Source organism: Bradyrhizobium lablabi, from assembly GCF_018131005.1.
Taxonomy (GTDB): domain Bacteria; phylum Pseudomonadota; class Alphaproteobacteria; order Rhizobiales; family Xanthobacteraceae; genus Bradyrhizobium; species Bradyrhizobium lablabi_D.
Genome location: NZ_JAFCJK010000005.1, coordinates 315803 through 340558, shown reverse-complemented (window position 1 = coordinate 340558; position 24756 = coordinate 315803). Strand labels below are relative to the sequence as shown.

General features: G+C 64.1%; 24 protein-coding genes. 7 read left to right on the top strand and 17 right to left on the bottom strand.

Going from position 1 to position 24756, the window contains the following annotated elements; genetic code table 11:
- Positions 1-43: 43 nt before the first annotated feature.
- Positions 44-652: a TetR/AcrR family transcriptional regulator gene (locus tag JQ553_RS17480; protein WP_249144358.1), complete on the bottom strand. Its 609-nt coding sequence runs from the start codon at positions 650-652 to the stop codon at positions 44-46.
- Positions 653-916: 264 nt separating this feature from the next.
- Here JQ553_RS17480 and JQ553_RS17475 point away from each other — a divergent pair, with 264 nt between their 5' ends.
- Entirely contained in the window at positions 917-2110 is a 1194-nt protein-coding gene (locus JQ553_RS17475; RefSeq protein ID WP_212501220.1) for an HlyD family secretion protein, read from the top strand.
- Positions 2111-2132: 22 nt separating this feature from the next.
- Positions 2133-3749 carry a DHA2 family efflux MFS transporter permease subunit gene (locus JQ553_RS17470; RefSeq protein ID WP_212501219.1) on the top strand — a complete coding sequence of 539 codons (1617 nt, stop codon included), beginning with the start codon at positions 2133-2135 and terminating at the stop codon, positions 3747-3749.
- A 16-nt stretch (positions 3750-3765) separates the two neighbouring features.
- On the opposite strand, the gene JQ553_RS17465 is transcribed toward JQ553_RS17470, so the two are convergent.
- The 3 genes from JQ553_RS17465 to JQ553_RS17455 all read right to left on the bottom strand — a co-directional run bounded on the left by JQ553_RS17465 (position 3766) and on the right by JQ553_RS17455 (position 6857).
- The gene (locus tag JQ553_RS17465; protein WP_212501218.1) at positions 3766-5409 is read right to left on the bottom strand and encodes a benzoate-CoA ligase family protein; all 1644 of its coding nucleotides are present in this window, start codon (positions 5407-5409) and stop codon (positions 3766-3768) included.
- Between the two features lie 133 nt (positions 5410-5542).
- Positions 5543-6358 (bottom strand): alpha/beta hydrolase, encoded by an 816-nt coding sequence (locus tag JQ553_RS17460; RefSeq protein WP_212501217.1) that lies wholly within the window; start codon positions 6356-6358, stop codon positions 5543-5545.
- Between the two features lie 4 nt (positions 6359-6362).
- A complete protein-coding gene (locus JQ553_RS17455) occupies positions 6363-6857 on the bottom strand; it encodes a MarR family winged helix-turn-helix transcriptional regulator (protein ID WP_212501216.1) in 495 nt (164 codons plus the stop codon).
- A 262-nt stretch (positions 6858-7119) separates the two neighbouring features.
- Between JQ553_RS17455 and JQ553_RS17450 the strand changes: the two genes are divergently transcribed.
- Both JQ553_RS17450 and JQ553_RS17445 read left to right on the top strand, forming a co-directional pair.
- Positions 7120-8289, top strand: a complete 1170-nt coding sequence (locus JQ553_RS17450; protein WP_212501215.1) for an ABC transporter substrate-binding protein — start codon at positions 7120-7122, stop codon at positions 8287-8289.
- Positions 8290-8311: 22 nt separating this feature from the next.
- Positions 8312-8764, top strand: coding sequence for a cupin domain-containing protein (locus JQ553_RS17445; RefSeq protein ID WP_212501214.1), 453 nt, complete (start codon positions 8312-8314; stop codon positions 8762-8764).
- 15 nt (positions 8765-8779) lie between these two features.
- On the opposite strand, the gene JQ553_RS17440 is transcribed toward JQ553_RS17445, so the two are convergent.
- From JQ553_RS17440 to JQ553_RS17415, 6 genes are all read right to left on the bottom strand, one after another.
- Complete coding sequence (locus tag JQ553_RS17440; protein ID WP_212501213.1) at positions 8780-10021, bottom strand: flavin-dependent oxidoreductase; 1242 nt, start codon at positions 10019-10021, stop codon at positions 8780-8782.
- A gap of 287 nt (positions 10022-10308) precedes the next feature.
- Positions 10309-10704, bottom strand: a complete 396-nt coding sequence (locus JQ553_RS17435) for a RidA family protein (RefSeq protein WP_212501212.1) — start codon at positions 10702-10704, stop codon at positions 10309-10311.
- Between the two features lies 1 nt (position 10705).
- On the bottom strand, positions 10706-11545 hold the full coding sequence (locus JQ553_RS17430; protein ID WP_212501211.1) for an enoyl-CoA hydratase family protein: 840 nt from the start codon (positions 11543-11545) through the stop codon (positions 10706-10708).
- A gap of 22 nt (positions 11546-11567) precedes the next feature.
- Complete coding sequence (locus tag JQ553_RS17425; RefSeq protein ID WP_212501210.1) at positions 11568-12347, bottom strand: SDR family NAD(P)-dependent oxidoreductase; 780 nt, start codon at positions 12345-12347, stop codon at positions 11568-11570.
- Positions 12344-14659: a bifunctional salicylyl-CoA 5-hydroxylase/oxidoreductase gene (locus JQ553_RS17420; protein WP_212501209.1), complete on the bottom strand. Its 2316-nt coding sequence runs from the start codon at positions 14657-14659 to the stop codon at positions 12344-12346. The genes JQ553_RS17425 and JQ553_RS17420 overlap by 4 nt, the downstream gene beginning before the upstream one ends.
- A gap of 12 nt (positions 14660-14671) precedes the next feature.
- Positions 14672-15019, bottom strand: a complete 348-nt coding sequence (locus JQ553_RS17415; RefSeq protein WP_212501208.1) for a hypothetical protein — start codon at positions 15017-15019, stop codon at positions 14672-14674.
- On the opposite strand from JQ553_RS17415, the gene ilvD reads away from it, so the two are divergent.
- Positions 15018-16859 (top strand): dihydroxy-acid dehydratase, encoded by a 1842-nt coding sequence (gene ilvD / locus JQ553_RS17410; RefSeq protein WP_212501207.1) that lies wholly within the window; start codon positions 15018-15020, stop codon positions 16857-16859. The two genes, JQ553_RS17415 and ilvD, sit on opposite strands and share 2 nt — an antisense overlap.
- Positions 16860-16967: 108 nt before the next feature.
- On the opposite strand, the gene JQ553_RS17405 is transcribed toward ilvD, so the two are convergent.
- Together JQ553_RS17405 and JQ553_RS17400 are read right to left on the bottom strand one after the other, a co-directional pair.
- A complete protein-coding gene (locus JQ553_RS17405; RefSeq protein WP_212501206.1) occupies positions 16968-17180 on the bottom strand; it encodes a hypothetical protein in 213 nt (70 codons plus the stop codon).
- Positions 17181-17434: 254 nt separating this feature from the next.
- A complete protein-coding gene (locus JQ553_RS17400; RefSeq protein ID WP_212501205.1) occupies positions 17435-18484 on the bottom strand; it encodes a hydroxyacid dehydrogenase in 1050 nt (349 codons plus the stop codon).
- A 174-nt stretch (positions 18485-18658) separates the two neighbouring features.
- Here JQ553_RS17400 and JQ553_RS17395 point away from each other — a divergent pair, with 174 nt between their 5' ends.
- Both JQ553_RS17395 and JQ553_RS17390 read left to right on the top strand, forming a co-directional pair.
- Complete coding sequence (locus JQ553_RS17395) at positions 18659-19234, top strand: thiamine pyrophosphate-binding protein (RefSeq protein ID WP_212501204.1); 576 nt, start codon at positions 18659-18661, stop codon at positions 19232-19234.
- 8 nt (positions 19235-19242) lie between these two features.
- Positions 19243-19848 (top strand): thiamine pyrophosphate-dependent enzyme, encoded by a 606-nt coding sequence (locus JQ553_RS17390; protein ID WP_212501203.1) that lies wholly within the window; start codon positions 19243-19245, stop codon positions 19846-19848.
- Between the two features lie 192 nt (positions 19849-20040).
- On the opposite strand, the gene JQ553_RS17385 is transcribed toward JQ553_RS17390, so the two are convergent.
- From JQ553_RS17385 to JQ553_RS17365, 5 genes are all read right to left on the bottom strand, one after another.
- Positions 20041-20427, bottom strand: a complete 387-nt coding sequence (locus JQ553_RS17385) for a DUF1236 domain-containing protein (protein WP_212501202.1) — start codon at positions 20425-20427, stop codon at positions 20041-20043.
- 124 nt (positions 20428-20551) lie between these two features.
- Positions 20552-21439, bottom strand: a complete 888-nt coding sequence (locus JQ553_RS17380; protein ID WP_212501201.1) for a 2-hydroxy-3-oxopropionate reductase — start codon at positions 21437-21439, stop codon at positions 20552-20554.
- A gap of 21 nt (positions 21440-21460) precedes the next feature.
- A complete protein-coding gene (gene hyi / locus JQ553_RS17375) occupies positions 21461-22246 on the bottom strand; it encodes a hydroxypyruvate isomerase (protein ID WP_212501200.1) in 786 nt (261 codons plus the stop codon).
- Between the two features lie 17 nt (positions 22247-22263).
- Positions 22264-24057, bottom strand: a complete 1794-nt coding sequence (gcl, locus tag JQ553_RS17370) for a glyoxylate carboligase (protein ID WP_212501199.1) — start codon at positions 24055-24057, stop codon at positions 22264-22266.
- Positions 24058-24320: 263 nt separating this feature from the next.
- Complete coding sequence (locus JQ553_RS17365) at positions 24321-24728, bottom strand: hypothetical protein (RefSeq protein ID WP_212501198.1); 408 nt, start codon at positions 24726-24728, stop codon at positions 24321-24323.
- Positions 24729-24756: the final 28 nt, after the last annotated feature.

Here is a 24756-nt window from a genome sequence, read left to right as displayed (position 1 = left end):
GCCTCTTAGAGAGACTCAAAAAAGATCGTGGCCCGCTCCGGCATCATGCGTCTCCGCTCTGCTTTCTATTTTTGTCGTTACGCGCTGCGCATCCCTTGAGAAAGAGTGCCGCGCAGGCCCTGGCGCGTGCCTCTAGCTCCTCACGCTGTGGCAGCGGCTTATGCCCGAACAGGACGTCGCGCTGCGGCTGGAACACGAACATGCCGAGCAGCATGCCCGCCGCGCCCGCAACATCGTCGAGCACGATGCGTCCGCGCTTCTGCTGGATGAGCAGCCACGCCGCCAGCGCGCTTACGGTCCGCTGCATGGCTTTTTCGTGGAACGTCTCGGCGATCCCGGGAAACTTATCGCTTTCGGCCAGGATGATGCGCTGAAAGGGAATGACCTCGACATCGAGCACAAGCTCGGCGCAGATCAGCAACGCGGATTGTAGCGCGGCCTCGATGTCGCGGCCGTCGCAGGCGCCGAGATTCACGGTTGAGACGAACCGATCCATCCTCTCGGTCACCATGCCCTCGAACAGCGCCATCTTGTTGGGAATGAGCCGGTAGAGCGTCTTGGTCGAGACGCCGGCCCGGCTGGCGACGTCGGCGATATTGGCTGCCGCGAAGCCCCGCTTGGCGAACTCCTGACGCGCGGCCTGGTAAATCAATGCGCGCGTCTCTTCATCGGAGCGCAGTTGCGGACGTCCGCGCCCGCGTCGCTCCGCTGCGGCCGCGCCTCCCTCCAAGTGAGCTTTGCTCTTCGCGATCATTCCGCCACCTGAGCCATGCTTTTAGATGATGACTGTCATTCTATTGACAGTCCCAATATGCGCGTTATTTTGGAAAACATCAAGTTTCCTAATTATCCGAAGAGCCAACGCGAAGAAAAAGCAAGGTTTTGCAAATAGATAGAAGAACCAAGGAGCGCCGCCATGACCCAGCATTCCACATCGTTCGAGGCCGAAAGCGAGGTTCCGGCCGATACCGCGCGGCAACTGGTCGCAAATCAGGTAGTCACCGCTCCACCCCCGCCTCCCGCCATAAAGGGCAAGCTTCGTCGCCTGCTGCTCGCGAGCGCCGCGGCCGCCGCGCTGGCCGGCGCGGCCTGGTACGGCTGGGACTACTGGACTGTGGGACGCTTTCTCGTGTCCACTGACGACGCCTATGTGAAGGCCGACAACACCACGATCGCGCCGAAAGTGTCGGGCTATCTCAGCGCGGTGTTGGTGGGTGACAATGAACATGTGCATGCCGGCCAGGTGCTCGCGCGGATCGATGACCGCGACTTCAGGGTGGCGCTCGATCAGGCCAAGGCCGATGTCGCCGCAGCCGAAGCCGCGCTGGCCAGCAAGCGCGCGCAGCTCGACGTGCAACAGTCCGTAATCGAATCGACCCGAGCGACGCTCGCGGTCGATACTGCGACACAGACCTTCGCCGCGCAGGAGAACAAGCGCTACACCGATCTCGCGAGCACCGGCTACGGCAGCGTCCAGAACGCGCAGCAGGCGCAGTCCCGTTATGCAAGCGCCGAGGCAGCCATCGCGCGCGACACCGCGAACCTTGCCTCCGCCCAGCGCCAGGTGGAATTGATCAAGGCCGACATCGCCCAGGCCATCGCGGCATCGGCACGGGCGTCCGCACTGCAGCACCATGCCGAACTCAATCTCGGCTACACCACCATCACGGCGCCGATCGACGGCGTGGTCGGCAATCGCACGTTGCGCACCGGCCAGTTCGTCCAGGCAGGCACGCAACTGATGTCGCTGGTGCCGGCTACCGGCGCCTATGTGATCGCCAATTTCAAGGAGACCCAGCTTACGGACGTCCGCAAGGGGCAGTCGGTGGACATAGAGGTCGATATGTTCCCGGGGCAAGTCGTGCGCGGTCACGTCGACAGCCTCGCGCCGGCGAGCGGGCAGGAATTCGCGTTGCTGCCGCCGGACAACGCCACCGGTAACTTCACCAAGGTGGTGCAGCGCATCCCCGTGAAAATCGCCCTCGACGCCACGCCGGTCGAACTGCGCCCGGGCATGTCCGTGATCCCGACCATCGCGACGCTGTCGCATCCGGCCGAAGCTCCGCACTCCGACAAGTCGCCCAAAGTTGCTGTCGCCTCATCGAAATAGGTGATGCCCAACAGGTGATGTCATGTCTGACCTTGCGCTTTCATCCCCAGCCTCTCCGCCTCGTGCCCTAGCAACCGCCTCCGTCAATCCTGATCGTGCCAGTACGGCCGTCTGGATTTCCGTGCTCGCTGCCATGATCGGCGCCTTCATGGCGATCCTGAACATCCAGATCACCAACGCCTCGCTGCTCAATATCGAGGGCGGCATCGGCACCGGTGTGGACAACGGCTCCTGGATCTCGACGTCGTACCTGATCGGCGAGATCGTGGTGATCCCGCTGACCGATTACCTCAGCCGCGTGTTCTCCTTTCGCAGGATCATGATCAGCCACGCCGTGCTGTTCGCGCTGTTCTCGGTCGCTTGCGCGTTCACCCACGACCTGCCCTCGATGATCGCGATGCGCGGCCTCCAGGGCTTCTTCGGCGGCGTGCTGATCCCGATGGCATTCACCCTGGTGTTCACCAAGTTGCCGAAGCCGCAGCAGCCGATTGGCCTTGCCATGTTCGCGCTCGCGGTGACCTTTGCGCCGGCGATCGGCCCGACCATCGGCGGCTACCTCACCGAGAATTACGGCTGGCAGACCATCTTCTTCGTCAATGTGATCCCGACCGCCGTCATGGTGGGTGTGCTCTACTTTACGCTGGAGCGACAGTCGACGCAGCTTGGCCTGCTTCGGGAAGGCGATTGGCTCGGCATCATTACGATGGCGATCGGTCTTTCCGCGCTGCAGGCCGTGCTCGAGGAAGGCAACAAGGACGATTGGTTCGGCTCGCCCTTCATCGTCAAGCTCGCAATCGTCGCCGCCGTCAGCCTGACGCTGTTCGTCTGGATCGAGCTCGTGGTGGAGAAGCCCCTGATCCGGCTCCGCCTCCTGACCCAGCGCAGCTTCGGCTTCGGCACGATTTCGGCGGTGTTCGTCGGTTTCGCGCTGTTCGGCTCGGTGTATCTCCTGCCTGCCTATCTCGGCCAGGTGCAGCGCTACAATGCCGAGCAGATCGGCCAGGTATTGGCCTGGACCGGCCTGCCGCAGCTGATCCTGATCCCGCTGGTGCCGAAACTGATGCAGCGCTTCGATGCCCGGCTCATCGCGTTCGTCGGCATGATGCTGTTCGCCGTCAGCTCCTTCATGAACATAGCCATGTCGCTCGATTATTCCGGCGATCAGTTCTTCATCCCGAACATCGTCCGCGCAGTCGGCCAGGCGCTGATGCTGGCACCGCTCAGCGCCGTCAGCCTCGGCAGCGTCGCGCCGCAGGACGCGGCCGCGGCCTCCGGCATCTCAAACATGATGCGCAACCTCGGCGGCGCGATCGGCACCGCGCTGCTCTCGACCATCGTGACCAAGCGCGAGCAGTTCCATTCCAACATCATCGGCCAGTCCGTTGACCTTGGCCGCGAGGAGGTGCGCGCGCGGATCGCCGAGATCACGGGTTACTTCCAGTCCCATGGCGTGGTCGACCCCGCCACCGCGCACCATCAGGCCATCGTGGCGCTCGGCAATATCGTCAGGCGCCAGGCGCTGGTGCTGGGCTTCAGCGACGCCTTCGCCGTGATCGGGATCGTGCTGGTCCTGGCCGCAATTGCGATTCTGCTGACCGGCAAACCGAAGGGCACGGCCGGCGGCGGCGCCGCGCATTGACTCGGCGATCCGGCGCTCAACTTGCCTCGCGCAGCTTGAACCGCTGGATCTTTCCGGTCTGAGTCTTCGGCAGCGCTTCGACAAAGGAGATCGCGCGGGGATACTTGTAGGGCGCAATGGTCGCCTTGACGTGATCCTGCAGCAACTTGACCTCGAGGTCGTCCGACGGCGCGCCCTGCTTGAGCACGATGAACGCCGAAACGATCTGTCCGCGCTCCACGTCCGTTTTGCCGACCACGGCGCACTCGGCAACATCGGGATGAGCGAGCAGCGCAGCCTCCACTTCAGGTCCCGCGATGTTGTAGCCCGACGAGATGATCATGTCGTCGGCGCGCGCGACAAAGGACAGCCGGCCGCTCTCGTCGCGGACGAAAGCATCGCCGGTGATGTTCCAGCCGTCGCGGACATAGTTGGCCTGCCGCTTGTCGGCCAGATACCGGCACCCTGTCGGCCCGCGAACAGCGAGCTTGCCGACCGTGCCGGGCGGCAATTCGTTCATGTCCTCGTCAACGATCCTGGCTTCATAGCCGGTGACCGGCTTGCCCGTCGTTCCGCCCACCGCGCTGCCGACGCGGTTGGTGATGAAGATATGCAGCAACTCCGTGCTGCCGATGCCGTCGAGGATAGGCTTGCCGGTTTTCTTGGTCCAACTCTCGAACACCGGCGCCGGCAAGGTCTCGCCGGCGGAGACCGCGAGCCGCAACGACGACAGATCGGCACCCCTGTCCATCGCAGCCATCATTGCCCGATAGGCGGTCGGCGCGGTGAAGCAGATCGTCGCCTTGTAGGTCTCGATGATCTTGACCATCTCGCTCGGCGCCGCGTTCTCGAGGAGCGTCGCGGTGGCCCCGAACCGCAGCGGAAAAATCGCAAGTCCGCCCAGGCCGAAGGTGAAGGCAAGCGGCGGCGAACCGACAAATACATCGTCCGGCGTCACGTTGAGCACTTCCCTCGCATAGCCATCTGCGACGATCAGCAGGTCGCGGTGGAAATGCATCGTCGCCTTCGGCTCACCTGTCGTGCCGGAGGTGAAGCCGAGCAGCGCGACGTCATCGCGACCAGTCTTCACCGCGTCGAATTTCACGGGCTTGTTGAGCGCGATGCGATCGAGCTCGGCGTCGTGGTTCTGCGTGCCGTCGAAGTTGACGACCTGCTTGAGGAATTTGCTGGTTTTGGCGCAAGCGACCAATTCGTCGGCGATACGGCTGTCGGTCAGCGCCAGCGAGATCTCGGCCTTGTCGACGATTTTTGCAAGTTCGCCAGCACGCAGCATCGGCATGGTGTTGACCACGACCGCACCAGCCTTGGTGGCCGCAAGCCATGCCGCGACCAGTGCCGGGTTGTTGCCGGAGCGGATCAGCACGCGATTGCCGGGCTTGACGCCGTAGTTCTCCACCAGCGCATGCGCGAGGCGGTTCGACCAGTCGGCCAACTCCTTGTAGGTGCGCTGGCGTCCGTTCCCGATTAGCGCGATGCGATCGCCCATGCCCCGTTCGACGATGCGGTCGGTCAGCTCGACCCCGGCGTTGAGGTATTCCGGATACTGAAATTCCGGCCGGTCGAGCAGCAGCTTCGGCCATTGCCGAAGCGGCGGCAGGTTGCGCCGCGCGAAATCGTCAATGTGACCCGACGGACCGAGCCCGGCAATTTCACCTGACATGTTATTGCCCCTCGCTTTCCATCAGAAAGGCCAAGACCAATATCGAGGACGCCCGGCAGCGTTCCATTCGCAAATCATTTTATACTTAAAACAATTTGACGCAAGAGCCGAAATCGGAGAATCCTCTGCCACGCTAGATCCGGGTGAGCTCCCTCAGCCGCAGCACCATCGGCGCATCGGGATCGGCGAGCGGCTCGATCGCGGTGAAGTGATTGGCATCAGGCACCAGGCCGAAGCGCGCTGCAACGCCCGCTTTGCCCCAGACATCTACGATGGTTCTGCTCTGCCGATGGTACTCGGAGCTTTCGTCCCCGCCGACGACGGCGTCGAGCGTCGCGCCCGCCGGCGGTGTCCAGAACAGCGGGCTTGCCGTCCTTGCCGCGGCGCGGTCGAGGCCGAGTGCCTTGTTGATCGAGGTGCTGACCAGCGGCTCCAGTTCAAACAGACCCGAAATCGCGTAGGCCGCGATGACAAGGTTTTTCGGCAGCGACCCGTCATGGGCCGGCCAGTCGGTCGCAAGCATGCAAGCGGCGAGATGGCCGCCCGCCGAATGCCCGCTGACCACGAGCGGCCGGCCAAGCTTTGCCAGTTCCCGCATCGCCGCACGCATCTGGCCGATGATGTCGCCGACCGTGACATTGGGACAGAGGTCATAGCTCGGCACCGCAACGCTGATGCCATGGGCATTGAGCCCGCGCGCGCAGTGGCTGAAGGACGAGCCGTCGAACGCCTGCCAATAGCCGCCATGGATGAAGACGACCAGCGGGCCGTCGCGCCCGCCCGCGAACAGGTCGATGGTGTTGCGGCTGCCCGGGCCATAGGTAAGGCGGCGTGGCGGATGCTGCTCACGGTAGGCCGCGGCATCCCTCGGCCAGCCGGCCAACAGTGCAGGATGCTCCGGCACCCGCGCGCGGTTGTTGTATTCGACCTCGTAGTCAACGTCGGTCACGGCTTCATCCCGTCCTGGCTTTCGCGGAGCGCTGCGCCGAGCCCTTGGCCTTGGCAAGCAGGCGCATCAGTTCGCGGATATCCTTCGGTGAAAGGTCGCCAAAGATATCGGCGATCCATTTCTCGTGCTCGGCGGCCATTTTTCGGAACTCGGCACGGCCGAGCTTGGTCAACCGGATGAACTGCACCCGTCGATCCGTCTCCGACGTGCGGCGGTCGAGATGGCCAGACTCGACGAGGCGTTCGACCAGCCCGGTGACGTTGCCGTTGGAGACCATCATCCGCTTCGACAGGTCCGACAGCGTCATGCCGTCCGAGACCTTGTCGAGCTGGGCCATCAGGTCGAAGCGCGGCAGCGTCACGCCAAACCGTTCTCGCAGCCGGCCGCGAACCTCGCCTTCGATCAGGGTGGTGCAGGTCAGGAGGCGGAGCCACAACCGCAGTTCCGTGCCGTGATCATCGGGCAGTTCAACTGCCTTGGTTTCGGAATCGAGGATCATGCGGCGATCGTGCCCTTGCGCTGTTCCCGGTCGGACCGATTGCTTTGAGCTTCAAGCAATTTCCGGCGCGCTGCAACAACAATCGCGGATCGATACGCATTTCCGGCTCGGTTTCGACAATTTCTTTAACCCTCAAGCAATTGGCGCGGCGCTTGCATGCTCCGCGAGGTTCGTCCTGACGCAACGCGACATCGCTTGCAGCGGTCACGGTCGTCAGCATAAGCTCTGCTGCGAGCGGCAGGCTGCTGGTGGGGGAAGCAACATGAAACAACTGACAGGATTGGCGGGATTTGCGGCTGTGCTTGGTGTCGCGATCGCGCCTGCGGTCGCGCAGGAAAAGATCAAGATCGGCGTCATCGTGACGACCTCGGGCCCGGCGGCCGCGCTCGGGCAGCAGGTGCGCGACGGCTTCGCGCTCGCGATCAAGGATCTCGGCGGCAAGATGGCGGGCCGTGATGTCGAGGTCGTCAATGCCGACGATGAGCTCAAGCCGGACGGCGCCGTCACCAAGGTGCGGGGCCTTCTCGAACGCGACAAGGTCGACTTCGTTGTCGGCCCGATCTTCTCCAACATCCTGCAGGCGATCCACCGGCCGGTCACGGACAACAAGACCTTCCTGATCAGCCCGAATGCCGGCCCCTCCAGCTACGCCGGCAAGGAATGCAACCCGTTTTTCTACGTGACGTCCTACCAGAACGACCAGGTGCACGAAATCCTCGGCAAAGTTGCGCAGGACCGCGGCTATAAGCGCGTCTATCTCCTGGTGCCGAACTATCAGGCCGGACGCGACTCGGTCGCGGGCTTCAAGCTCGACTACAAGGGCGAGATCGTGGACGAGTCCTACACTCCGCTCGGCACGCTGGATTTCCAGCCCGAACTCTCCAAGATCGCCTCGCTGAAACCGGACGCGTTGTTCACCTTCATGCCGGGCGGAATGGGCGTCAACCTGGTGAAGCAGTACAAGCAGGCCGGCGCGACCGTGCCGGTACTGTCCGCGTTCACCGTGGACGAATCCACCCTGCCCGCGCAGCAGGACGCTGCGGTCGGGATGTTTGGCGGCGCGAACTGGGCGCCGAACCTCGACAATCCCCAGAACAGGAAGTTCGTCGCGGCCTATGAGGCCGCCTACAACGGCGTGCCCGGCACCTACGCCATGCAGGCCTACGACGCGGCAATGCTGATCGACAGCGCCGTGAAGGCGGTAAAGGGCGATCTCTCCAACAAGGACGCGGTCGCGGCCGCGCTGAAGAAGGCCGACTTCACCTCGCTGCGCGGCAACTTCAAGTTCAATGCCAACGGTTATCCGATCCAGGACTTCTATCTCACCAAGGTCGCGAAGCGGGCGGACGGCAAATTCCAGACCGAGATCGTTGAAAAGGTGTTCGAGAATTATGGCGACCGCTACGCCAAGGATTGCATGTCAGGCAAGTAAAGCCATAGGAGCAAACATCGCCATGAACGACGAAATCGCCGGTATCACCCGCGCCAACGAAGGCATCCAGGGCATTACCTGGAACATCCTCGGCCAAACCTACGTGCCGAAGAGCCGTACCGAACATTCCTTCTCCTGGCACGCGACCTTCCCGCCGGGAACCTTCGTGCCGCCTCATATCCATCCTGACCAGGACGAGTACCTCTACATTCTCGAAGGCAAGCTCGACTTCATGCTCGACGGCGCCGACGAGTCGGCGACGCCGGGAGATCTGGTGCGCCTGCCGATGGGCAAGCCGCACGGCATCTTCAACAAGTCGCAGCAGCCGGCCAAAACGCTGTTCTGGGTCTCGCCGACACGCCGGCTCTACGACCTGTTCTGGGCGATCCACAACATGAAGGAGCAGAACCCGGATGACGTGGTGCGGCTCGCAGCCGAGCACAACATCCACTTCCTGCCGCCGCCGCCGGCCTAACTCACTTCCTGTCGTCTATTGCCGCGCCACCACGCGCGCGGCAAAGCCGGCCTTCGCCGCGTAGCCGCGAACGATGGCCTCGCGCGCCTCGAAACTGAGGATGGTGTTGACGTCGCTAAAGCCCTGCGGTGCGAGCTGCTCGACCGCGTCGATCACGCCCTCCGGTCCGCCGCGGCGGTTCGAGGCGACGATGTCCGCGGTCATCGGCAGGCGTTGCCGCTCGTAGGCAACCAGCGCCTGGCGCGGATGCTCCGATCGCGCCAGCATATCCGCGAGGCAGCGCGCATCGAGAATGGCCTGCGAGGCGCCGTTCGAGCCCACCGGATACATCGGATGCGCGGCATCGCCGAGCAGCGTGACACGGCCGCTTGACCAGTAAGGCAGCGGATCGCGGTCGCAGCACGGATACTCCCAGAACTCCGGCGTCGCGCGGATCAGCGCCGCAAAATCAACCTGCGGGATCGAGAAGCCCGCAACGTGCGGCATCAGCTCGTCGCGACGGCCGAGGTTCGACCAGCCCTCGCGGCGCGGCGGCGGCGCATTGCCGTCGCCGAGCCGCACCAACACCGCCCAGTTGGTGAGCCGGCTCGCCGGGCTCGACCCTTCCGCAATCGGATAGACCACCGCCTTCGCATTCAGGCCGCCGGCGATGATCATCGACCGTCCGGTCAAGAACGCCGGCCAGTCGGTCGCGCCGCGCCACAGCATCAGGCCGTTCCAGCACGGCGGTCCCTCATCCGGGAACAGCGTCTGCCGCACCTTGGAGTGGATGCCGTCGGCGCCGATCAGGATGTCGCCGCGCGCGGTGTGGACATGGGTCCCACTGCGATCGAAGAAATAGGCCGATACGCCACCCTCGTCCTGTGTGAACGATCCGAGCCGGCAGTTGGTGCGGATCGCCTCGGTACCGAGCCGCTCGATCACGGCGCGATGGATGACGCCCTGCAGGCGGCCGCGGTGAATGGAGAATTGCGGCACATCATGGCCGGCATCGAGCCCGCGCTTCTCATGCCAGACCTGCTGGCCGTGCCGCGTGAGATAGAACAGTTCGTAGGTGCGGATCGCCGCTGCATCGAGCCGATCCAACAGGCCGAGCTGGGCAAGCTCACGGATCGCGTGCGGCAGCGTGTTGATGCCGACGCCGAGCTCGCGGATCGTGTCCGACTGTTCGTAAAGCTCGCACTGAATGCCGCGGGAGCGCAGCATCAACGCGGTGGTGAGTCCGCCAATTCCACCGCCGACGATAATCGCCTTCATCGTCCCTTACTCCACTCAATGCCAGGACGCCTAACCAGTTAGGCCTACCGTCGCACGGCCCCTCGCCCCGCCGCAAGCGGCTTTGGTAGCCCTGCCTTGAGCCGCCCGCGCTGTTTCGGCTTAGGATTAACATTGGTTCAGGGGTACTCCAACTATCCCCATCATCCTGAGGAGCCTGCGAACTGGCGTCTCGAAGGATGCGTGGCCTGGCAGGTGGCCGCGCATCCTTCGAGGCTCGCAAAGAGCTCGCACCTCAGGATAACGGATCTGACAAGTGTGCCTCGCCATCAATCCGGTGCCACCGCGATCGCCTGGATCTCCACCTTGGCGCGGTCCTCGATCAGGCCGGAGACCTGCAGCGCCGTCATCGCCGGGAAGCGCCGGCCCATCACGTCGCGATACACGGCGCCGATCTCCTTCAGCCGTGCGGAGTATTCCTTGCGGTCGAGCAGGAACCAGGTCATCGACACGATGTGCTCAGGCCCCGCACCGCCGGCGGCCGCGACCGCGACGATGTTCTGCAATGTCTGCCTGATCTGGGCGACAAGATCGTCGGTCTCGAACATGCATTGCGCGTTCCAGCCGATCTGGCCCGCGATGAAGATGGTCTTGCCGCGTGCGGCTACACCGTTGGCGTAGCCGATCGGCTTTGCCCATCCCTCGGGTTGCAGGATCTCAATCATCTCAATTGCCCTCGAAAGCCGGCTTCTGCTTGGCGGCAAACGCCTCGAAGGCGCGGCGGAAATCACCGGTCACCATGCAGATCGCCTGCGCCTGCGCTTCGGACTCGATCATCTCGTCGACGCCCATCGCCCATTCCTGGTTGAACATCGTTTTGGTCACGCCGTGCGCAAACCATGGCCCGTCAGCGAGCGAACGCGCCAGCTCATGCGCGGCGCCGGCAAGCTCGGCCGCCGGCACCAGGCGATTGTGGAACCCCCAGGCGAGGCCCTCCTCGGCGCTCATGGCGCGGCCGGTATAGAGCAGATCGGCGGCACGGCCCTGCCCGATCACGCGCGGCAGCAGCCCGCAGGCGCCCATGTCGGCGCCGGCGAGGCCGACGCGGGTGAACAAAAACGCGGTTTTGGCCTGTGGCGTCGCAAGGCGGAGATCGGACGCGAGCGCCAGCATCGCGCCGGCACCGGCGCAGATGCCGTCGATCGCGGCGACGACGATCTGCGGGCATTTGCGCATCGCGCGCACCACTTCGCCGGTCATGCGGGTAAAGGCGAGCAGATCCGGCATCGTCATCCGCGTCAGCGGCTCGATGATCTCGAACACGTCACCGCCGGAGCAGAAATTGCCCTCCGCGCCGGTGAGCACGATCGAGCGCACGTCGGAGGCGCAAGTGAGATCGCGGAACAGATCGCGCAGCTCCTCATAGGAATCGAAGGTCAGCGGATTCTTCTTGTCCGGACGGTTCAGCGTGATGGTCGCGACGCGGCCGGACTCGTCGGTCGACCAGCGGAAATGCTTCGCGGAATAATCCTTGAACGGCCGGAGCTTTGCTTTCATCTCAGACATGACGATTTCCTCGGCGCTTGCTTTACCCGGTGAAGACTTCGCCGCCGGCGACCGCCACGGCTTGTCCGTTGATCGATGATGCACCCTCCGATGCAAGCCAGAGGATCGCATCGGCCACCTCGTCCGGCGTCACCAGCCGCTGCATCGGATTGGTCTTTGCCAGCGCCGCGCGCGCCTCTTCCTCGCTCCGACCGGTCTTGGCGACGATGTTCGCGGCGGCTTCCGCCACCAGCGGCGTGTCGGTATAGCCGGGACAGACCGCATTCACGGTGACGCCGCGCCGCGCATATTCGAGCGCGAGCGAACGCGTGAGACCGACGACACCATGCTTCGCCGCGACGTAAGCCGAAACATAGGCGTAACCCGCAAGGCCCGCAGTCGAGGCGACATTGATGACGCGTCCTCGCCCGCGTCGCGCCATGCCGGGAAGCACGGCATGCGTCACCAGAAACACGCTGGTAAGATTGCTCGCGAGCATGTCCGACCATAACGCGGCACCGGTCTTGTCGAAGGCCGCGCTGGCGGCCTTGCCGGCATTGTTGACCAGGATGTCAATCGGACCCGCCTCGGCTTCGATCCGCGCGACGCCTTTCGTGACCGCGGCCTCGTCGGTCACATCGATCGCGCCGATCGCGCCGACGCAGTCGCCGAACGCCGCAACGGTAGCTTTCAAGGCCTCGATCCGGCGTCCTGCGACGCTGACGCGAACGCCGGCCTTTGCCAGCGCAAGGGCCGTCGCCGCGCCGATGCCGGAACCGGCGCCGGTCACCAGGGCATGTGCGTTAGGCCAAAAGCGCGTCATGGCTTTGCTCCCGCGGCCGCACGTTCGAGGTTGCTCTCGTATTGCTGCTTGCCCGACAGATATTGCTTCGGCCAGGCGATCGACTTCACACCGATCTTGGCGGCCTCATGCAGCGTCCAGGCGGGATCGGCAAGATGCGGCCGCGCGATGGCGCAGAGATCGGCGCGGCCTGCGGCGATGATCGAGTTGGCGTGGTCGGCTTCCGAGATCGCGCCGACTGCGATGGTCGCAATCCCGACCTCGTTGCGGATCTTGTCGGCAAACGGCGTCTGATAGAGCCGGCCATACACAGGATGGTCGTCGGCCCACACCTGCCCGGATGAACAGTCGATCAGGTCGGCGCCATCAGCCTTGAACAGCTTCGCGAATTCGAGCGCGTCGTCGGGCGTATTGCCGCCCTCCGCCCAATCGTGACAGGACATCCGGACCGACATCGGCCTGTCCTCGGGCCACACCGCGCGGATGGCACGGAACACCTCCAGCGGATAGCGCGCGCGGTTCTCGATTGAACCGCCATACTCATCGCTACGGCGATTGGTCAGCGGCGACAGGAAGCTCGACAGGAGATAGCCGTGCGCACAGTGCAGCTCCAGAATATCGAAACCGATCCTGGCGGCGCGCCTCGCGGCGGCGACGAACTGATTTCGTACTTCGTCCATCTCGGCGCGCGTCATCGGCTCCGGCAATTGCCCATCGGGCAGATAGGAAACGGCCGAGGCCGACACCAGCGGCCAGTTGTGATCGGGCAGCGGCTCGTCCATGCCCTCCCAGGCGACGCGGGTCGAGCCCTTGCGCCCGGCATGGCCGAGCTGAATGCCGATGCGGGCCTGCGAATTGCGGTGCACGAAGTCGACGATCCGCCGGTAGGCGTTCGCCTGCTCGTCGTTCCACAGGCCGCAGCAGCCGGGCGTGATACGCGCTTCGGGCGAGACGCAAGTCATCTCGGTGAACAACAGCCCGGCGCCGCCGAGCGCGCGGGAGCCGAAATGCACCAGATGGAAATCGTTGGGCACGCCCTCCTCGGCCGAATACATCGCCATCGGCGACACGATGATGCGGTTGTGCAGCGACAATCCGCGGATGCGGAACGGCGTCAGCATCGGCGGCGTGACGCGATCGTTGGTGTCCGGCAATCCGCTCCGCTCGGCAAACCAGCGCTCATAACCTTCGAGCCACGCTCTGTCGCGGAGGCGCAGATTCTCGTGGCTGATGCGCTGCGAGCGGGTCAGGAGCGAGTACATGAACTGCTCCGGCTCCAGCGTGTCGGCATAGCGCGAGCCGACCACCTCGAACCACTCCATCGCATTGCGCGCGGCGTTCTGGATGCGCGCGACGTCGACCCTGCGCAGCTCCTCGTACGCCGCCAGCACCGCCGGAATGCTCTCGCGCGCGGTCCCAAGCCGCTTGAACTGGTTGGTCAGCTCGATCGCATCCTCCAGCGCGAGCTTCGTGCCAGACCCGATCGCAAAATGCGCTGTATGCGCCGCATCGCCCATCAGCACGACATGGCTGCTGCCGTTGAATGCGGTCCATTTGCCGCAGATCAGCCGCGGGAAGGACAGCCATGCCGAGCCGCGCAGATGCCGCGCGTTGGAGACCAGTCGATGTCCCTCGAGGATCTCGGCAAAGACCTGTTCGCAGAAAGCGATCGAGGAGTCCTGGTCCATCCTGTCAAGGCCATGGGCGAGATACGCCTCCTCCGTGGTCTCGACGATGAAGGTCGAGGCACCATCCTCGAACTTGTAGATGTGAGCCTGGAACCAGCCGTGCTCGGTCTTGCGGAAGTCGAAAGTGAAGGCATCGAACAGCTTGTTGGTGCCGAGCCAGATATAGCGGTTCGGCCGCAACAACATGTCGGGCTGGAACGTCTCCGAATATCTGTTGCGGATCTTCGAGTTGACGCCATCAGCAGCAACGATCAGGTCGGCTTCGGAAAATTCGAGATCGGAGTCCACCTCGCGCTCGAAGATCAGCTCGACGCCGAGTTGCTCGGCCCGCGCCTGCAAAATGTTGAGCAGCCGCTTGCGGCCGATCCCGACGAAGCCATGGCCGGACGTGCGCATCCTCCGGCCCTTGATCAGAACCTCGATATCGTCCCAGTGATTGAACGCCGCTTCGATGGCGTCGGCGGTGACCGGATCCCATTTGCGCATGTTGTCCATGGTCGCATCGGAGAACACGACTCCGAACCCGAACGTGTCGTAGGGCCGGTTGCGCTCGACCACGGAGATGTGGTGTGCGGGATCGAGCATCTTCATGAGGATGCCGAAATAAAGCCCGGCCGGCCCGCCTCCAATGCATACGATGCGCATCACGATCTCCCGCTAGCTTCGGCGGCCGCTGGGGTTGGCTTGACGGCATTGTTCCGGCGAGCCGATGACGAATATTATTTTATACTTAAAATAATTGTCAAGAGCGGCGGCCGGATATTTCGGCCCGTCATCGCCCGGCTTGACGGCGCGATCTGGTATTCCGGAGACATTCCTGATCGGCACCGGGTAACTGATTTGGTCAAACGCGAAGCGGAATATTTTCAGCCCATGGGCTTGCGCCGTCAGGCAAATCAGCGATGGGCGCGCGGCACAGCCATGCCGGTTCCGAGCTTGAATCGAGCTCCCCCGGCGGGCATAACGACACCTTCCCGAAAAAGCCATAGCCCAAGGAATTGCCATGCCGCCCTATCGCTCCCGCACAACCACTCACGGCCGCAACATGGCGGGTGCGCGCGGCCTCTGGCGCGCGACCGGCATGCGGAACGAGGATTTCGGCAAGCCGATTATCGCGGTGGTCAATTCCTTCACCCAGTTCGTGCCCGGACATGTGCATCTGCAAAACCTCGGCCAGCTCGTTGCCCGCGAGATCGAGAAGGCCGGCGGGGTGGCCAAGGAGTTCAACACCATCGCGGTCGATGACGGCATCGCGATGGGCCATGACGGCATGCTGTACAGCCTGCCCTCGCGCGAATTGATCGCCGACAGCGTCGAATACATGGTGAACGCGCATTGCGCCGACGCGATGGTCTGCATCTCCAACTGCGACAAGATCACGCCCGGCATGCTGATGGCGACGCTGCGCCTCAACATCCCGACCGTGTTCGTCTCCGGCGGCCCGATGGAGTCGGGCAAGATCCTGCTCAAGGGCAAGAAGCGCGCAGTCGACCTGATCGACGCGATGGTGGCGGCGGCAGATAGCTCCGTCACCGACGAAGAGGTCGCGGTGATCGAGCGCTCGGCCTGCCCGACCTGCGGCTCCTGCTCCGGCATGTTCACCGCCAACTCGATGAACTGCCTGACCGAGGCGCTCGGCCTCGCGCTGCCCGGCAACGGCTCGGTGCTGGCGACGCATGCCGACCGCAAAAGCCTGTTCGTCGAGGCCGGCCATCTGATCGTGGATCTCGCCCGCCGCTATTACGAACAGGACGATGCAAAGGTGCTGCCGCGGAACATCGCCAGCTTCAAGTCGTTCGAGAACGCGATGACACTCGACATCGCGATGGGCGGCTCGACCAACACCGTGCTGCATCTGCTGGCCGCCGCGCATGAGGGCCAGGTGCCTTTCACCATGGCGGATATCGACCGGCTCTCGCGCAAGGTGCCGGTGCTGTGCAAGGTCGCGCCCTCCGTGCAGGACGTGCACATGGAGGACGTGCACCACGCCGGCGGCATCATGGCGATCCTCGGGGAACTCGACCGCGCCAGGCTGATCACGACTGACGGACCGACCGTTCACAGCGCCACCCTGGGTGACGCGCTGAACCGCTGGGACGTCGCGCGGACCACGAGCGAGAAGGTGCGCAATTTCTACATGGCCGCGCCCGGCGGCGTGCCGACCCAGGAGGCTTTCAGCCAGGACCGCCGTTTCGACGACGTCGATCTCGACCGCGCCAAGGGCTGTATCCGCGACGCCGCGCACGCCTATTCGAAGGACGGCGGGCTCGCCGTGCTGTTCGGCAACCTTGCCAAGGACGGCTGCATCGTGAAGACCGCTGGCGTCGACGAGAGCATTCTGAAATTCTCAGGCCCCGCCCGCATCTTCGAGAGCCAGGACGCGGCGGTCGAAGGCATTTTGGGCAACAATGTAAAGGCGGGCGACGTCGTCGTGGTGCGCTATGAGGGTCCGCGCGGCGGGCCGGGCATGCAGGAAATGCTCTATCCGACCAGCTATCTCAAATCGAAAGGTCTGGGCAAGGTCTGCGCGCTGATCACCGACGGCCGCTTCTCCGGCGGATCGTCCGGCCTGTCGATCGGCCACATCTCGCCGGAAGCTGCTGAAGGCGGCCTGATCGGGCTTGTCGAGGAAGGCGACCTGATCGAACTCGATATTCCGAACCGCAGGATCAACCTCGCGGTGGCAGACGCGGAGCTGAACCGCCGCCGCGAGGCGATGGTCGCCAAGGGCAATGCCGCGTGGAAGCCCGCGCCGCGCAAGCGTGCCGTCTCGACCGCGCTGAAGGCCTATGCGGCGTTCGCCAGCAGCGCCGCGAAGGGTGCCGTGCGTATCCTTCCGGAGTGATCGGCAAAGTCTCTCAAGTGCGACGGCTTGCCTCTCCCCAACCGGGAGAGGTGGAGCTTTGCCGTCGCTCCGGCTCGGCTTAGTCGATCATGCTGTGGCGCCGGCGGTTCAAGCGCGAAGGTCGGCCGCTTCGATCCGGATGCGGTCGGCGTGGAGCGACCAGTCGCACAGCGCCTGTTGCTCACAGAATTTGCGCTTGGCCATTTCGGTGGCCTGTCCCTCGGTCGAGGCGTCGATTTCCAGCAATCCCTGACAGACTTCGCGCTCGCGGCCATTGTCGCCGAGCACGTCCTTCATAAACAAAACGACAAAGCGTGACATGGAACCCTCCCTGCGTCAGCAGAGCTCGCGCTTCGCAGTCTACCACTTGCGGAAGTTTGGTTTGAGTTAAATCGACGCCGGCGCGTGCGAATGTACACCGCGCAGAATCACGCGCCGGTCGATGGCAGGGCTGGCGGCGGCGATCACGATAGCGGCCGGGCACGTCAGCAACATGGCCATATCCAGCCGAGGCGACCGTATCTCGGGGGAAAACAACGAGGGACGCTGGTTCACCGCCCGACTTGAGCGCAGCCCTATTGTGGCATGAAGCCGAACGCCTTCTCGAAGCGGCTGGCGTAGGCCGGCCAGACCTCGGGATTGACGATCCGCGGCGGCCGCTTGCCGTCGAGCGCACCGAGAACCTGCTCGGCAGCGATCCTGCCCATGTTCACCCGCGCCTCGCGGGTGACGCCGGCGGTGTGCGGACTCGCCAGCACGTTGTCGAATTGCAGGAGCGGATGATCCGGGGGCGGCGGTTCCTTGGCCCAGACGTCGAGGCCGGCGCCGGCAATGCGCTTTTCGCGCAAAGCGTCTTCCAGCGCCTTCTCGTCGTGAATGAAGCCGCGCGCGGTGGTGACGAAATAGGCGTGCGGCTGCATCAGAGAGAACTCGCGCGCGCCGATCATGCCGCGATTGTCCTTGGTCAGCGGGCAGGAGATCGAAACGAAATCCGAGCGGCGCAGCAGGTCATCGAGCTCGACCTTCTCCCCACCCCGCTTCGCCATCTCCTCCGCCGAAAGATAGGGATCGTAGGCGATCACCTTCATGTGGAGCAGGCCCTTGCAGAGTTCGGCGATACGCCGGCCGACATTGCCGAGGCCGACGATGCCGACGGTCTTCTCCATGAGCTCGTTGCCGATCAGATCGTTGCGGTTGACGTCGCACTCGCGGCGCAGCCGGCGATCGGACTGGATGATCCGCTTCGACAGCGTGAGCATCATGCCGAGCGCATGCTCGGCGACCGAATTGGCGTTGCCCCCGGACTGGTTGACCACCAGGACGCCTGCCGCCGTGCAGGCGTCGACATCGACGGGATCGAAGCCCGCGCCGTTGGAGGAGACGATCAAGAGGTTGGGCGCCCGCTTCAGGAGATCATTGTGGACATGGAAATGCGGTGCAAGCTCATCGCGCGCCGCACCGATCTGGTAGACATGCGCGTCAGCCAGGACCGGCGCAAACACCGCCTCCGGGCTCTCGTTCTCGAGTCGGTCGAGCCGCACGTCGGAACGCTGCTTCAAGGTATCGATATAGATCTCGTGGGCGAGATATTTGACGTAGAACACGCGCTTGTTGTTGACGGTCATTTCGTCGCCGTTTCCCCCAAAATATCGTTCCGTCCTGTATCGCACGGCGGACCGGCGGCGGCATCGACAGAAACCGCAGATCGCATTGCGGCCGGGGCATGTTGACAATCCCGTTCACCGCGTCAAGTTCTCAACCGCAAGCGGCCACGAGCGTCGCAGATCAGGGAGAACAGGATGGCGGCCGCCGAGGACAAAGCCTCGCCCCAACAATCGGCATCCCGGGAATCAGCACCCCAGGCGACTTGGCACGGCATCGTGCTGCAGACCCTCAAGCGCAACGAGGTCCGGCTGGTGCCCTATGTGCCCGACCGGGTGCTGACCACGCTGATCAAGAGCCTGCATGCCGACCCCTACTTCACCACCTTCCCCACCGCGCGCGAGGAAGAGGCCGTTGGCATCGTCGCCGGCGCCTGGATGGCCGGGATGCGCGGCGCGGTGCTGATGCAGACCTCGGGCTTTGCCACGCTCGCAAATGTGCTGGCGTCGCTGGCGGTGCCCTACCAGATCCCGCTCATCATGTTCGTCTCGGAGCGTGGCACGCTCGGCGAGTTCAATTACGGGCAGGCACTGGTCTGCCGCACGATGCGCCCGGTGCTGGATTCGCTCGCGATGGAGCATCACACCATCACGCGGCTCGACGAACTCGAGTTCATCGCCGACCGCTCGATCAAGCAGGCCGTCACCACCCAGGCGCCGGTGGCGCTGATCCTCTCGCCGCTCCTGACCGGCGGCAAAGTCTTCGACAAGTGAGCGCTGCCATGACGACACCACACGCGCGCAATACCAAGGTAATGAACCGCTTCGAGCTCACCTCGCGGCTCGTCGCGAAGCTGAAGCACGAAGAGGCCGTGATCGGCGGCATCGGCAACACCAATTTCGATCTGTGGGCGGCCGGACACCGACCGCAGAACTTCTACATGCTGGGCAGCATGGGCCTTGCATTTCCGATCGCGCTCGGCGTGGCGCTGGCGCAGCCGAAACGCCGCGTGTTCGCGCTCGAAGGCGACGGCTCGCTGTTGATGCAGCTCGGCTCGCTGTCGACGATCGCAACGCTGGCCCCGCAGAACCTGACCATGGTGGTAATGGACAACGGCATCTACCAGATCACCGGCGGCCAGCCGACGCCGGCGGCCGCAGCCACAGATATCGTGGCCATTGCGATGGCGAGCGGCCTTGCCAACAGCTCATGGGCGGCGGACGAGGACGACTTCGACCGGCTGATCGAGCAATCGATGTCGGCCTCACACCCGACCCTGATCGGCGTACGCATCGACGACAAGCCTGGCACCGGCACCACACGGCGCGATCCCGTGCAGATCCGCGAGCGCTTCATGCACGGCCTCGGCGTGCGGCAACCGCTTTAAGGTAAAGATTAATCCCCGCGGGCAATCGCGGCCCGCGGGGATTGGCCTTGGCTATCTCCGTCATTGCGAGCGAAGCGAAGCAATCCATCTCACCAAGCGTACGGAACGATGGATTGCTTCGTCGTTTCGCTCTTCGCAATGACGACGAGAGAGTCGGTACCGCTCTCGAAATACGAGATAGACGTCGCGCCGCTAGTCAATAACCCTGATCACCTTGCGGGTGCGCGGCTCGACGATCACGCGGCGATCGTTGACCACGGCATAACCATAATCGGTGTAGCGCGGGACCGGATGCAGCACGACAGTCTCGGGCAGCGGCTCGCCAACCACGACGCGCTCACGCACCACGACCGACGGCTGGTCGCGCGGCACTGCGCCAATCACGGCGTTCGGAATCTCGAGGCCAGCGCCGACCGCCGCGCCCACGGTGCCGCCGACGATCTCGCCGACGGGACCCGCGATTTCGCCGCCGGCGCGCGCACCGTTAGCGGCGCCCGTAGCCGTAGTGGACTGCGCAAAGGCCGAGCCCGATGCGAGCAGCGACGCGGCGACAAGGGAAACGGCAAGACGTTTGTTCATCATTCTCCTCCTCCAGCGAGTTGATCGACGGCGTCTCAACCGCGGGAGGAATGAGATGTTCCGGTTCCGATGAGGCTATATCTGAAGGTTCCTGTGGAACGAATTTGCGGCAGCACGCGAAGGATCAGGCCGCCGCGATCTCGTGGCTTGCCATCATCTCGAGCGCGCGCACCATCGCCGAATGATCCCAGGCTCTGCCGCCATGCGCGGCGCAGGAAGAGAACAGTTGCTGCGCCACCGCCGTGCTCGGCAACGAGATGCCGAGCGCTCGCGCGCCTTCGAGCGCGAGGTTGAGGTCCTTCTGGTGCAGCTCGATGCGGAATCCGGGATCGAAATTGCGCTTCACCATGCGCTCGCCATGCACCTCGAGGATACGCGACGACGCGAAGCCGCCCATCAGCGCCTGGCGCACCAGCGCCGGATCGGCGCCGGCCTTCGAAGCGAACAGCAGCGCCTCGCCGACCGCCTCGATCGTCAGCGCGACGATGATCTGGTTCGCGACCTTGGTGGTCTGGCCGTCGCCATTGCCGCCAACATGGGTGACGTTCTTGCCCATCTTCCCGAACACGGGTTTCATGGTGTTGAAGGCGCGCTCGGGACCGCCGACCATGATGGTCAGGCTCGCGGCCTTGGCGCCAACTTCGCCGCCGGACACCGGCGCGTCGAGATATTCGGCACCGAGCGCTTCGATCCGGTTCGCGAACTCCTTCGTCGCAAGCGGCGAGATCGAGCTCATGTCGACCACGATCTTGCCGTTCGACAAGCCCTCCGCGACACCGTCCTTGCCGAACAGCACGGCTTGGACATGCGGAGTATCCGGTACCATGACGATAACGGCATCGGCTTCCCGCGCGACCTGGCTGCCTGACTTGCAAACGACGCCGCCTGCCGCAACCAGCTCCGGCGGGATCGGGCCGACGTCATGCAGAAACAGGCGATGGCCGGCGGCCTGGAGATGGCCGGCCATCGGCCGTCCCATGGTGCCGAGGCCGATGAAACCGATATCGATCATCTTGCGATTGTCCCTAGTTGATCACGTGTCAAAAACATGTGCGGCGTGCCAGCCGAGGCCTTCGACCGTGCTGGTGCGCGGCTTGTATTCGCATCCGATCCAGCCGCGATAGCCGATCGCGTCGAGATGCCTGAACAGGAATGGATAGTTGATCTCGCCGGTGCCCGGCTCGTTGCGGCCGGGATTGTCGGCGAGCTGGACATGCGCGATGCACGGCAGATGCCGTTGCAGGCTGCGCGCGATGTCGCCTTCCATTACCTGCATGTGGTAGATGTCGTACTGCACGAACAGATTGCTGGAGCGCACGTCGGCGATGATCTGCACGGCCTGCGCGGTGCGGTTCAGGAAGAAGCCGGGGATGTCGATGGTGTTGATCGGCTCGATCAGCAAGCGGATGCGTTCGCGCGCCAGGGCATCGGCGGCGAAGCGGAGGTTGTTCACGAGCACCTCGTTGAGCTCGAAGCTGTCGGCACCGTCGGGAGCGATACCGACGAGGCAATTGAGCTGCCGGCAATCCAGTGCCTTGGCGTAATCGATCGCGCGCGCGACGCCGTCGCGGAACTCCTCGACACGGTCGGGCAGAATCGCTATGCCGCGCTCGCCGGCGGCCCAGTTGCCGGCCGGCAGATTGTGCAGCACCTGGGCCAGGCCGTGCTCGTCGAGCTTTTCGCGCAGCTCGGCCTTGTCGAAGTCGTAGGGGAACAGGTACTCGACGCCGCTGAAACCTGCCGCCTTGGCCGCGGCGAAGCGGTCGACGAACGGCATCTCGCCGAACAGCATGGTGAGATTGGCGGCAAATTTCGGCATGGCGTGCCCTCCCCTTGTCAGGCCGGCTGCAGCGCGCCGGGCCGACGCACGGCCGCCGGCGCGTCGTCGAGCGGCAGGTCGAGCACCTCCTCGAACTCGACGACGTTGTCGATCTCGGTGCCCATCGCGATGTTGGTGACGCGCTCAAGAATGAACTCGACCACGACAGGCACCTGGTATTCCGCCATCATCGCGCGCGCCGTCTCGAAGGCCGCCGCGGCATGTTTGGGATCGGTCACGCGGATCGCCTTGCAGCCGAGCCCTTCGGCGACCGCGACATGATCGACGCCGTAGACACCGAGCTCCGGTGCGTTGATGTTCTCGAACGAGAGCTGGACGTGATAGTCCATGTCGAAGCCGCGCTGGGCCTGGCGAATCAGCCCGAGATAGGAATTGTTCACGACGACGTGGATGTAGGGCAGCTTGAACTGCGCGCCGACGGCAAGCTCCTCGATCAGGAACTGGAAGTCGTAGTCGCCTGACAGCGCCACGATCTCACGGGTCGGATCGGCTGCGCGCACGCCGAGCGCCGCCGGCAGGGTCCAGCCGAGCGGACCGGCCTGCCCGGCATTAATCCAGTTGCGCGGACCATAGATGCCGAGGAACTGCGCGCCGGCGATCTGCGACAGGCCGATCACGCTGACATAGGTCGTGTCGCGGCCGAAGGCGCGGTTCATCTCCTGATACACGCGCTGCGGCTTGATCGGCACCCCGTCGAAATCACTCTTGCGCAGCATGGTGCGCTTGCGGTCCTGGCAGGACGCCGGCCACGCCTGCCGCTCCTTCAGCTTGCCGGCCTTGCGCCACTCCTTCGCGACCGAAACGAACATTTCGAGCGCGGCCCTGGCGTCGGAGACGATGCCGAGATCGGGATTGAAGACGCGGCCGATTTGCGTGGGCTCGATGTCGACGTGCACGAACTTGCGGCCCCTGGTGTAGGTCTCGATCGAGCCGGTGTGGCGGTTGGCCCAGCGATTGCCGATGCCGAGCACGAAGTCCGATTGCAGCATGGTGGCATTGCCGTAGCGGTGGCTGGTTTGCAGGCCGACCATGCCCGCCATCAGCACGTGATCGTCGGGAATCGCGCCCCAACCCATCAGGGTCGGCACCACCGGCACGTTGACGGTCTCGGCGAAGGTGACCAGGAGATCCGAGGCGTCGGCATTGATGACGCCCCCGCCGGCGACGATCAGCGGCCGATCGGCGGCGTTGAGCATCTCCAACGCCTTCTCGATCTGCTTGCGCGTCGCACTCGGCTTGTAGACCGGCAGCGGCTCGTAGGTCGTGTCGTCGAACTCGATCTCGGCAAGCTGCACGTCGAGCGGCAGGTCGATCAGAACCGGCCCCGGCCTGCCCGAGCGCATGACGTGGAAGGCCTGGCTGAACACCCGCGGCACAAGGCCGGGCTCGCGCACGGTCACGGCCCATTTGGTCACGGGCTTTGCGATCGACTCGATGTCGATCGCCTGAAAGTCTTCCTTGTAGAGCCGCGCGCGCGGCGCCTGTCCGGTGATGCAGAGGATCGGGATCGAATCCGCGATCGCCGAATAAAGCCCGGTGATCATGTCGGTGCCGGCCGGCCCCGAGGTGCCGATGCAGACGCCGATATTGCCGGCCTTGGCGCGGGTGTACCCTTCGGCCATGTGCGAGGCGCCCTCGACATGGCGCGCCAGAATGTGCCGGATCGAGCCGCGCAGCTTCAGCGCCGAATAGAGCGGATTGATCGCCGCACCCGGCACGCCGAACGCGCTAGTGACACCCTCCTTCTCCAGAATTCGCACTGCCGCATCGATTGCTCGCATCTTCGCCATATCGCGCCTCGCTCAACTGGGTTGGCTCTGAGGCAATCTTCGCGACAGCGACGGGCGATCTCAACGCAGACGATTTTATTTCCCGCGGTGTGGAAGGGCGCTGTGAAAGACGGGCGAATTCAATCGTTTGAGAAAATCACTTGATGAAAACCGGAGCGCGCTTGCGATTGCAAAGAACCGCCCCGGTCCCGCCGGACAATAGCTCCGCGATGCAGTCATGTATCTTGCGGCGCCGCAGCAGGTATTGCTCCTCGGCGGCGGGATCAAATCACCTCGCCGCCATCGATCGCCTTTTTGGCAAGCTCGACGGCCTTCTCTGCCGTGATCGCATCGATCGTGGTGGTCGCTTCGTCGCGCACTGAAGGCGGAAATGCGATACGGATCTTCTTGCCGTTTGCGCGGCGAATGGTCGCGCGCCACCGATCGGTATCGCGACGGAAAGCGTCGATCACAAAATCCCTGTGGAGGACGCCGCTCATGGCCGGCTGCTTCAACGGCATCTCGGGCGCGAGCGGTCCGCTTGCGACCTCGCGAACCATCTCGCTGATCGCCTGGACGATCTCCTCGCGCGTGGTGCCGGTCGCATCCCTGAGCAGATATCTCACTGCCGCACCAATCTCCGCCCGGGCGCGGTCGTCGCTTGCGAAATCCGAATCGAGTTGAATTGACATCAAGAAAATGCCTCCCTCGCGGCGCAAC

Coding starts and splice junctions, on each gene's coding strand:
- JQ553_RS17475 (WP_212501220.1), top strand. CDS start 917: ATGACCCAGCATTCCACATCGTTCGAGGCCGAAAGCGAGGTTCCGGCC.
- JQ553_RS17470 (WP_212501219.1), top strand. CDS start 2,133: ATGTCTGACCTTGCGCTTTCATCCCCAGCCTCTCCGCCTCGTGCCCTA.
- JQ553_RS17465 (WP_212501218.1), bottom strand. CDS start 5,409: ATGTCAGGTGAAATTGCCGGGCTCGGTCCGTCGGGTCACATTGACGAT.
- JQ553_RS17455 (WP_212501216.1), bottom strand. CDS start 6,857: ATGATCCTCGATTCCGAAACCAAGGCAGTTGAACTGCCCGATGATCAC.
- JQ553_RS17450 (WP_212501215.1), top strand. CDS start 7,120: ATGAAACAACTGACAGGATTGGCGGGATTTGCGGCTGTGCTTGGTGTC.
- JQ553_RS17445 (WP_212501214.1), top strand. CDS start 8,312: ATGAACGACGAAATCGCCGGTATCACCCGCGCCAACGAAGGCATCCAG.
- JQ553_RS17440 (WP_212501213.1), bottom strand. CDS start 10,021: ATGAAGGCGATTATCGTCGGCGGTGGAATTGGCGGACTCACCACCGCG.
- JQ553_RS17435 (WP_212501212.1), bottom strand. CDS start 10,704: ATGATTGAGATCCTGCAACCCGAGGGATGGGCAAAGCCGATCGGCTAC.
- JQ553_RS17430 (WP_212501211.1), bottom strand. CDS start 11,545: ATGTCTGAGATGAAAGCAAAGCTCCGGCCGTTCAAGGATTATTCCGCG.
- JQ553_RS17425 (WP_212501210.1), bottom strand. CDS start 12,347: ATGACGCGCTTTTGGCCTAACGCACATGCCCTGGTGACCGGCGCCGGT.
- JQ553_RS17420 (WP_212501209.1), bottom strand. CDS start 14,659: ATGCGCATCGTATGCATTGGAGGCGGGCCGGCCGGGCTTTATTTCGGC.
- ilvD (WP_212501207.1), top strand. CDS start 15,018: ATGCCGCCCTATCGCTCCCGCACAACCACTCACGGCCGCAACATGGCG.
- JQ553_RS17415 (WP_212501208.1), bottom strand. CDS start 15,019: ATGGCAATTCCTTGGGCTATGGCTTTTTCGGGAAGGTGTCGTTATGCC.
- JQ553_RS17405 (WP_212501206.1), bottom strand. CDS start 17,180: ATGTCACGCTTTGTCGTTTTGTTTATGAAGGACGTGCTCGGCGACAAT.
- JQ553_RS17400 (WP_212501205.1), bottom strand. CDS start 18,484: ATGACCGTCAACAACAAGCGCGTGTTCTACGTCAAATATCTCGCCCAC.
- JQ553_RS17395 (WP_212501204.1), top strand. CDS start 18,659: ATGGCGGCCGCCGAGGACAAAGCCTCGCCCCAACAATCGGCATCCCGG.
- JQ553_RS17390 (WP_212501203.1), top strand. CDS start 19,243: ATGACGACACCACACGCGCGCAATACCAAGGTAATGAACCGCTTCGAG.
- JQ553_RS17385 (WP_212501202.1), bottom strand. CDS start 20,427: ATGAACAAACGTCTTGCCGTTTCCCTTGTCGCCGCGTCGCTGCTCGCA.
- JQ553_RS17380 (WP_212501201.1), bottom strand. CDS start 21,439: ATGATCGATATCGGTTTCATCGGCCTCGGCACCATGGGACGGCCGATG.
- hyi (WP_212501200.1), bottom strand. CDS start 22,246: ATGCCGAAATTTGCCGCCAATCTCACCATGCTGTTCGGCGAGATGCCG.
- gcl (WP_212501199.1), bottom strand. CDS start 24,057: ATGGCGAAGATGCGAGCAATCGATGCGGCAGTGCGAATTCTGGAGAAG.
- JQ553_RS17365 (WP_212501198.1), bottom strand. CDS start 24,728: ATGTCAATTCAACTCGATTCGGATTTCGCAAGCGACGACCGCGCCCGG.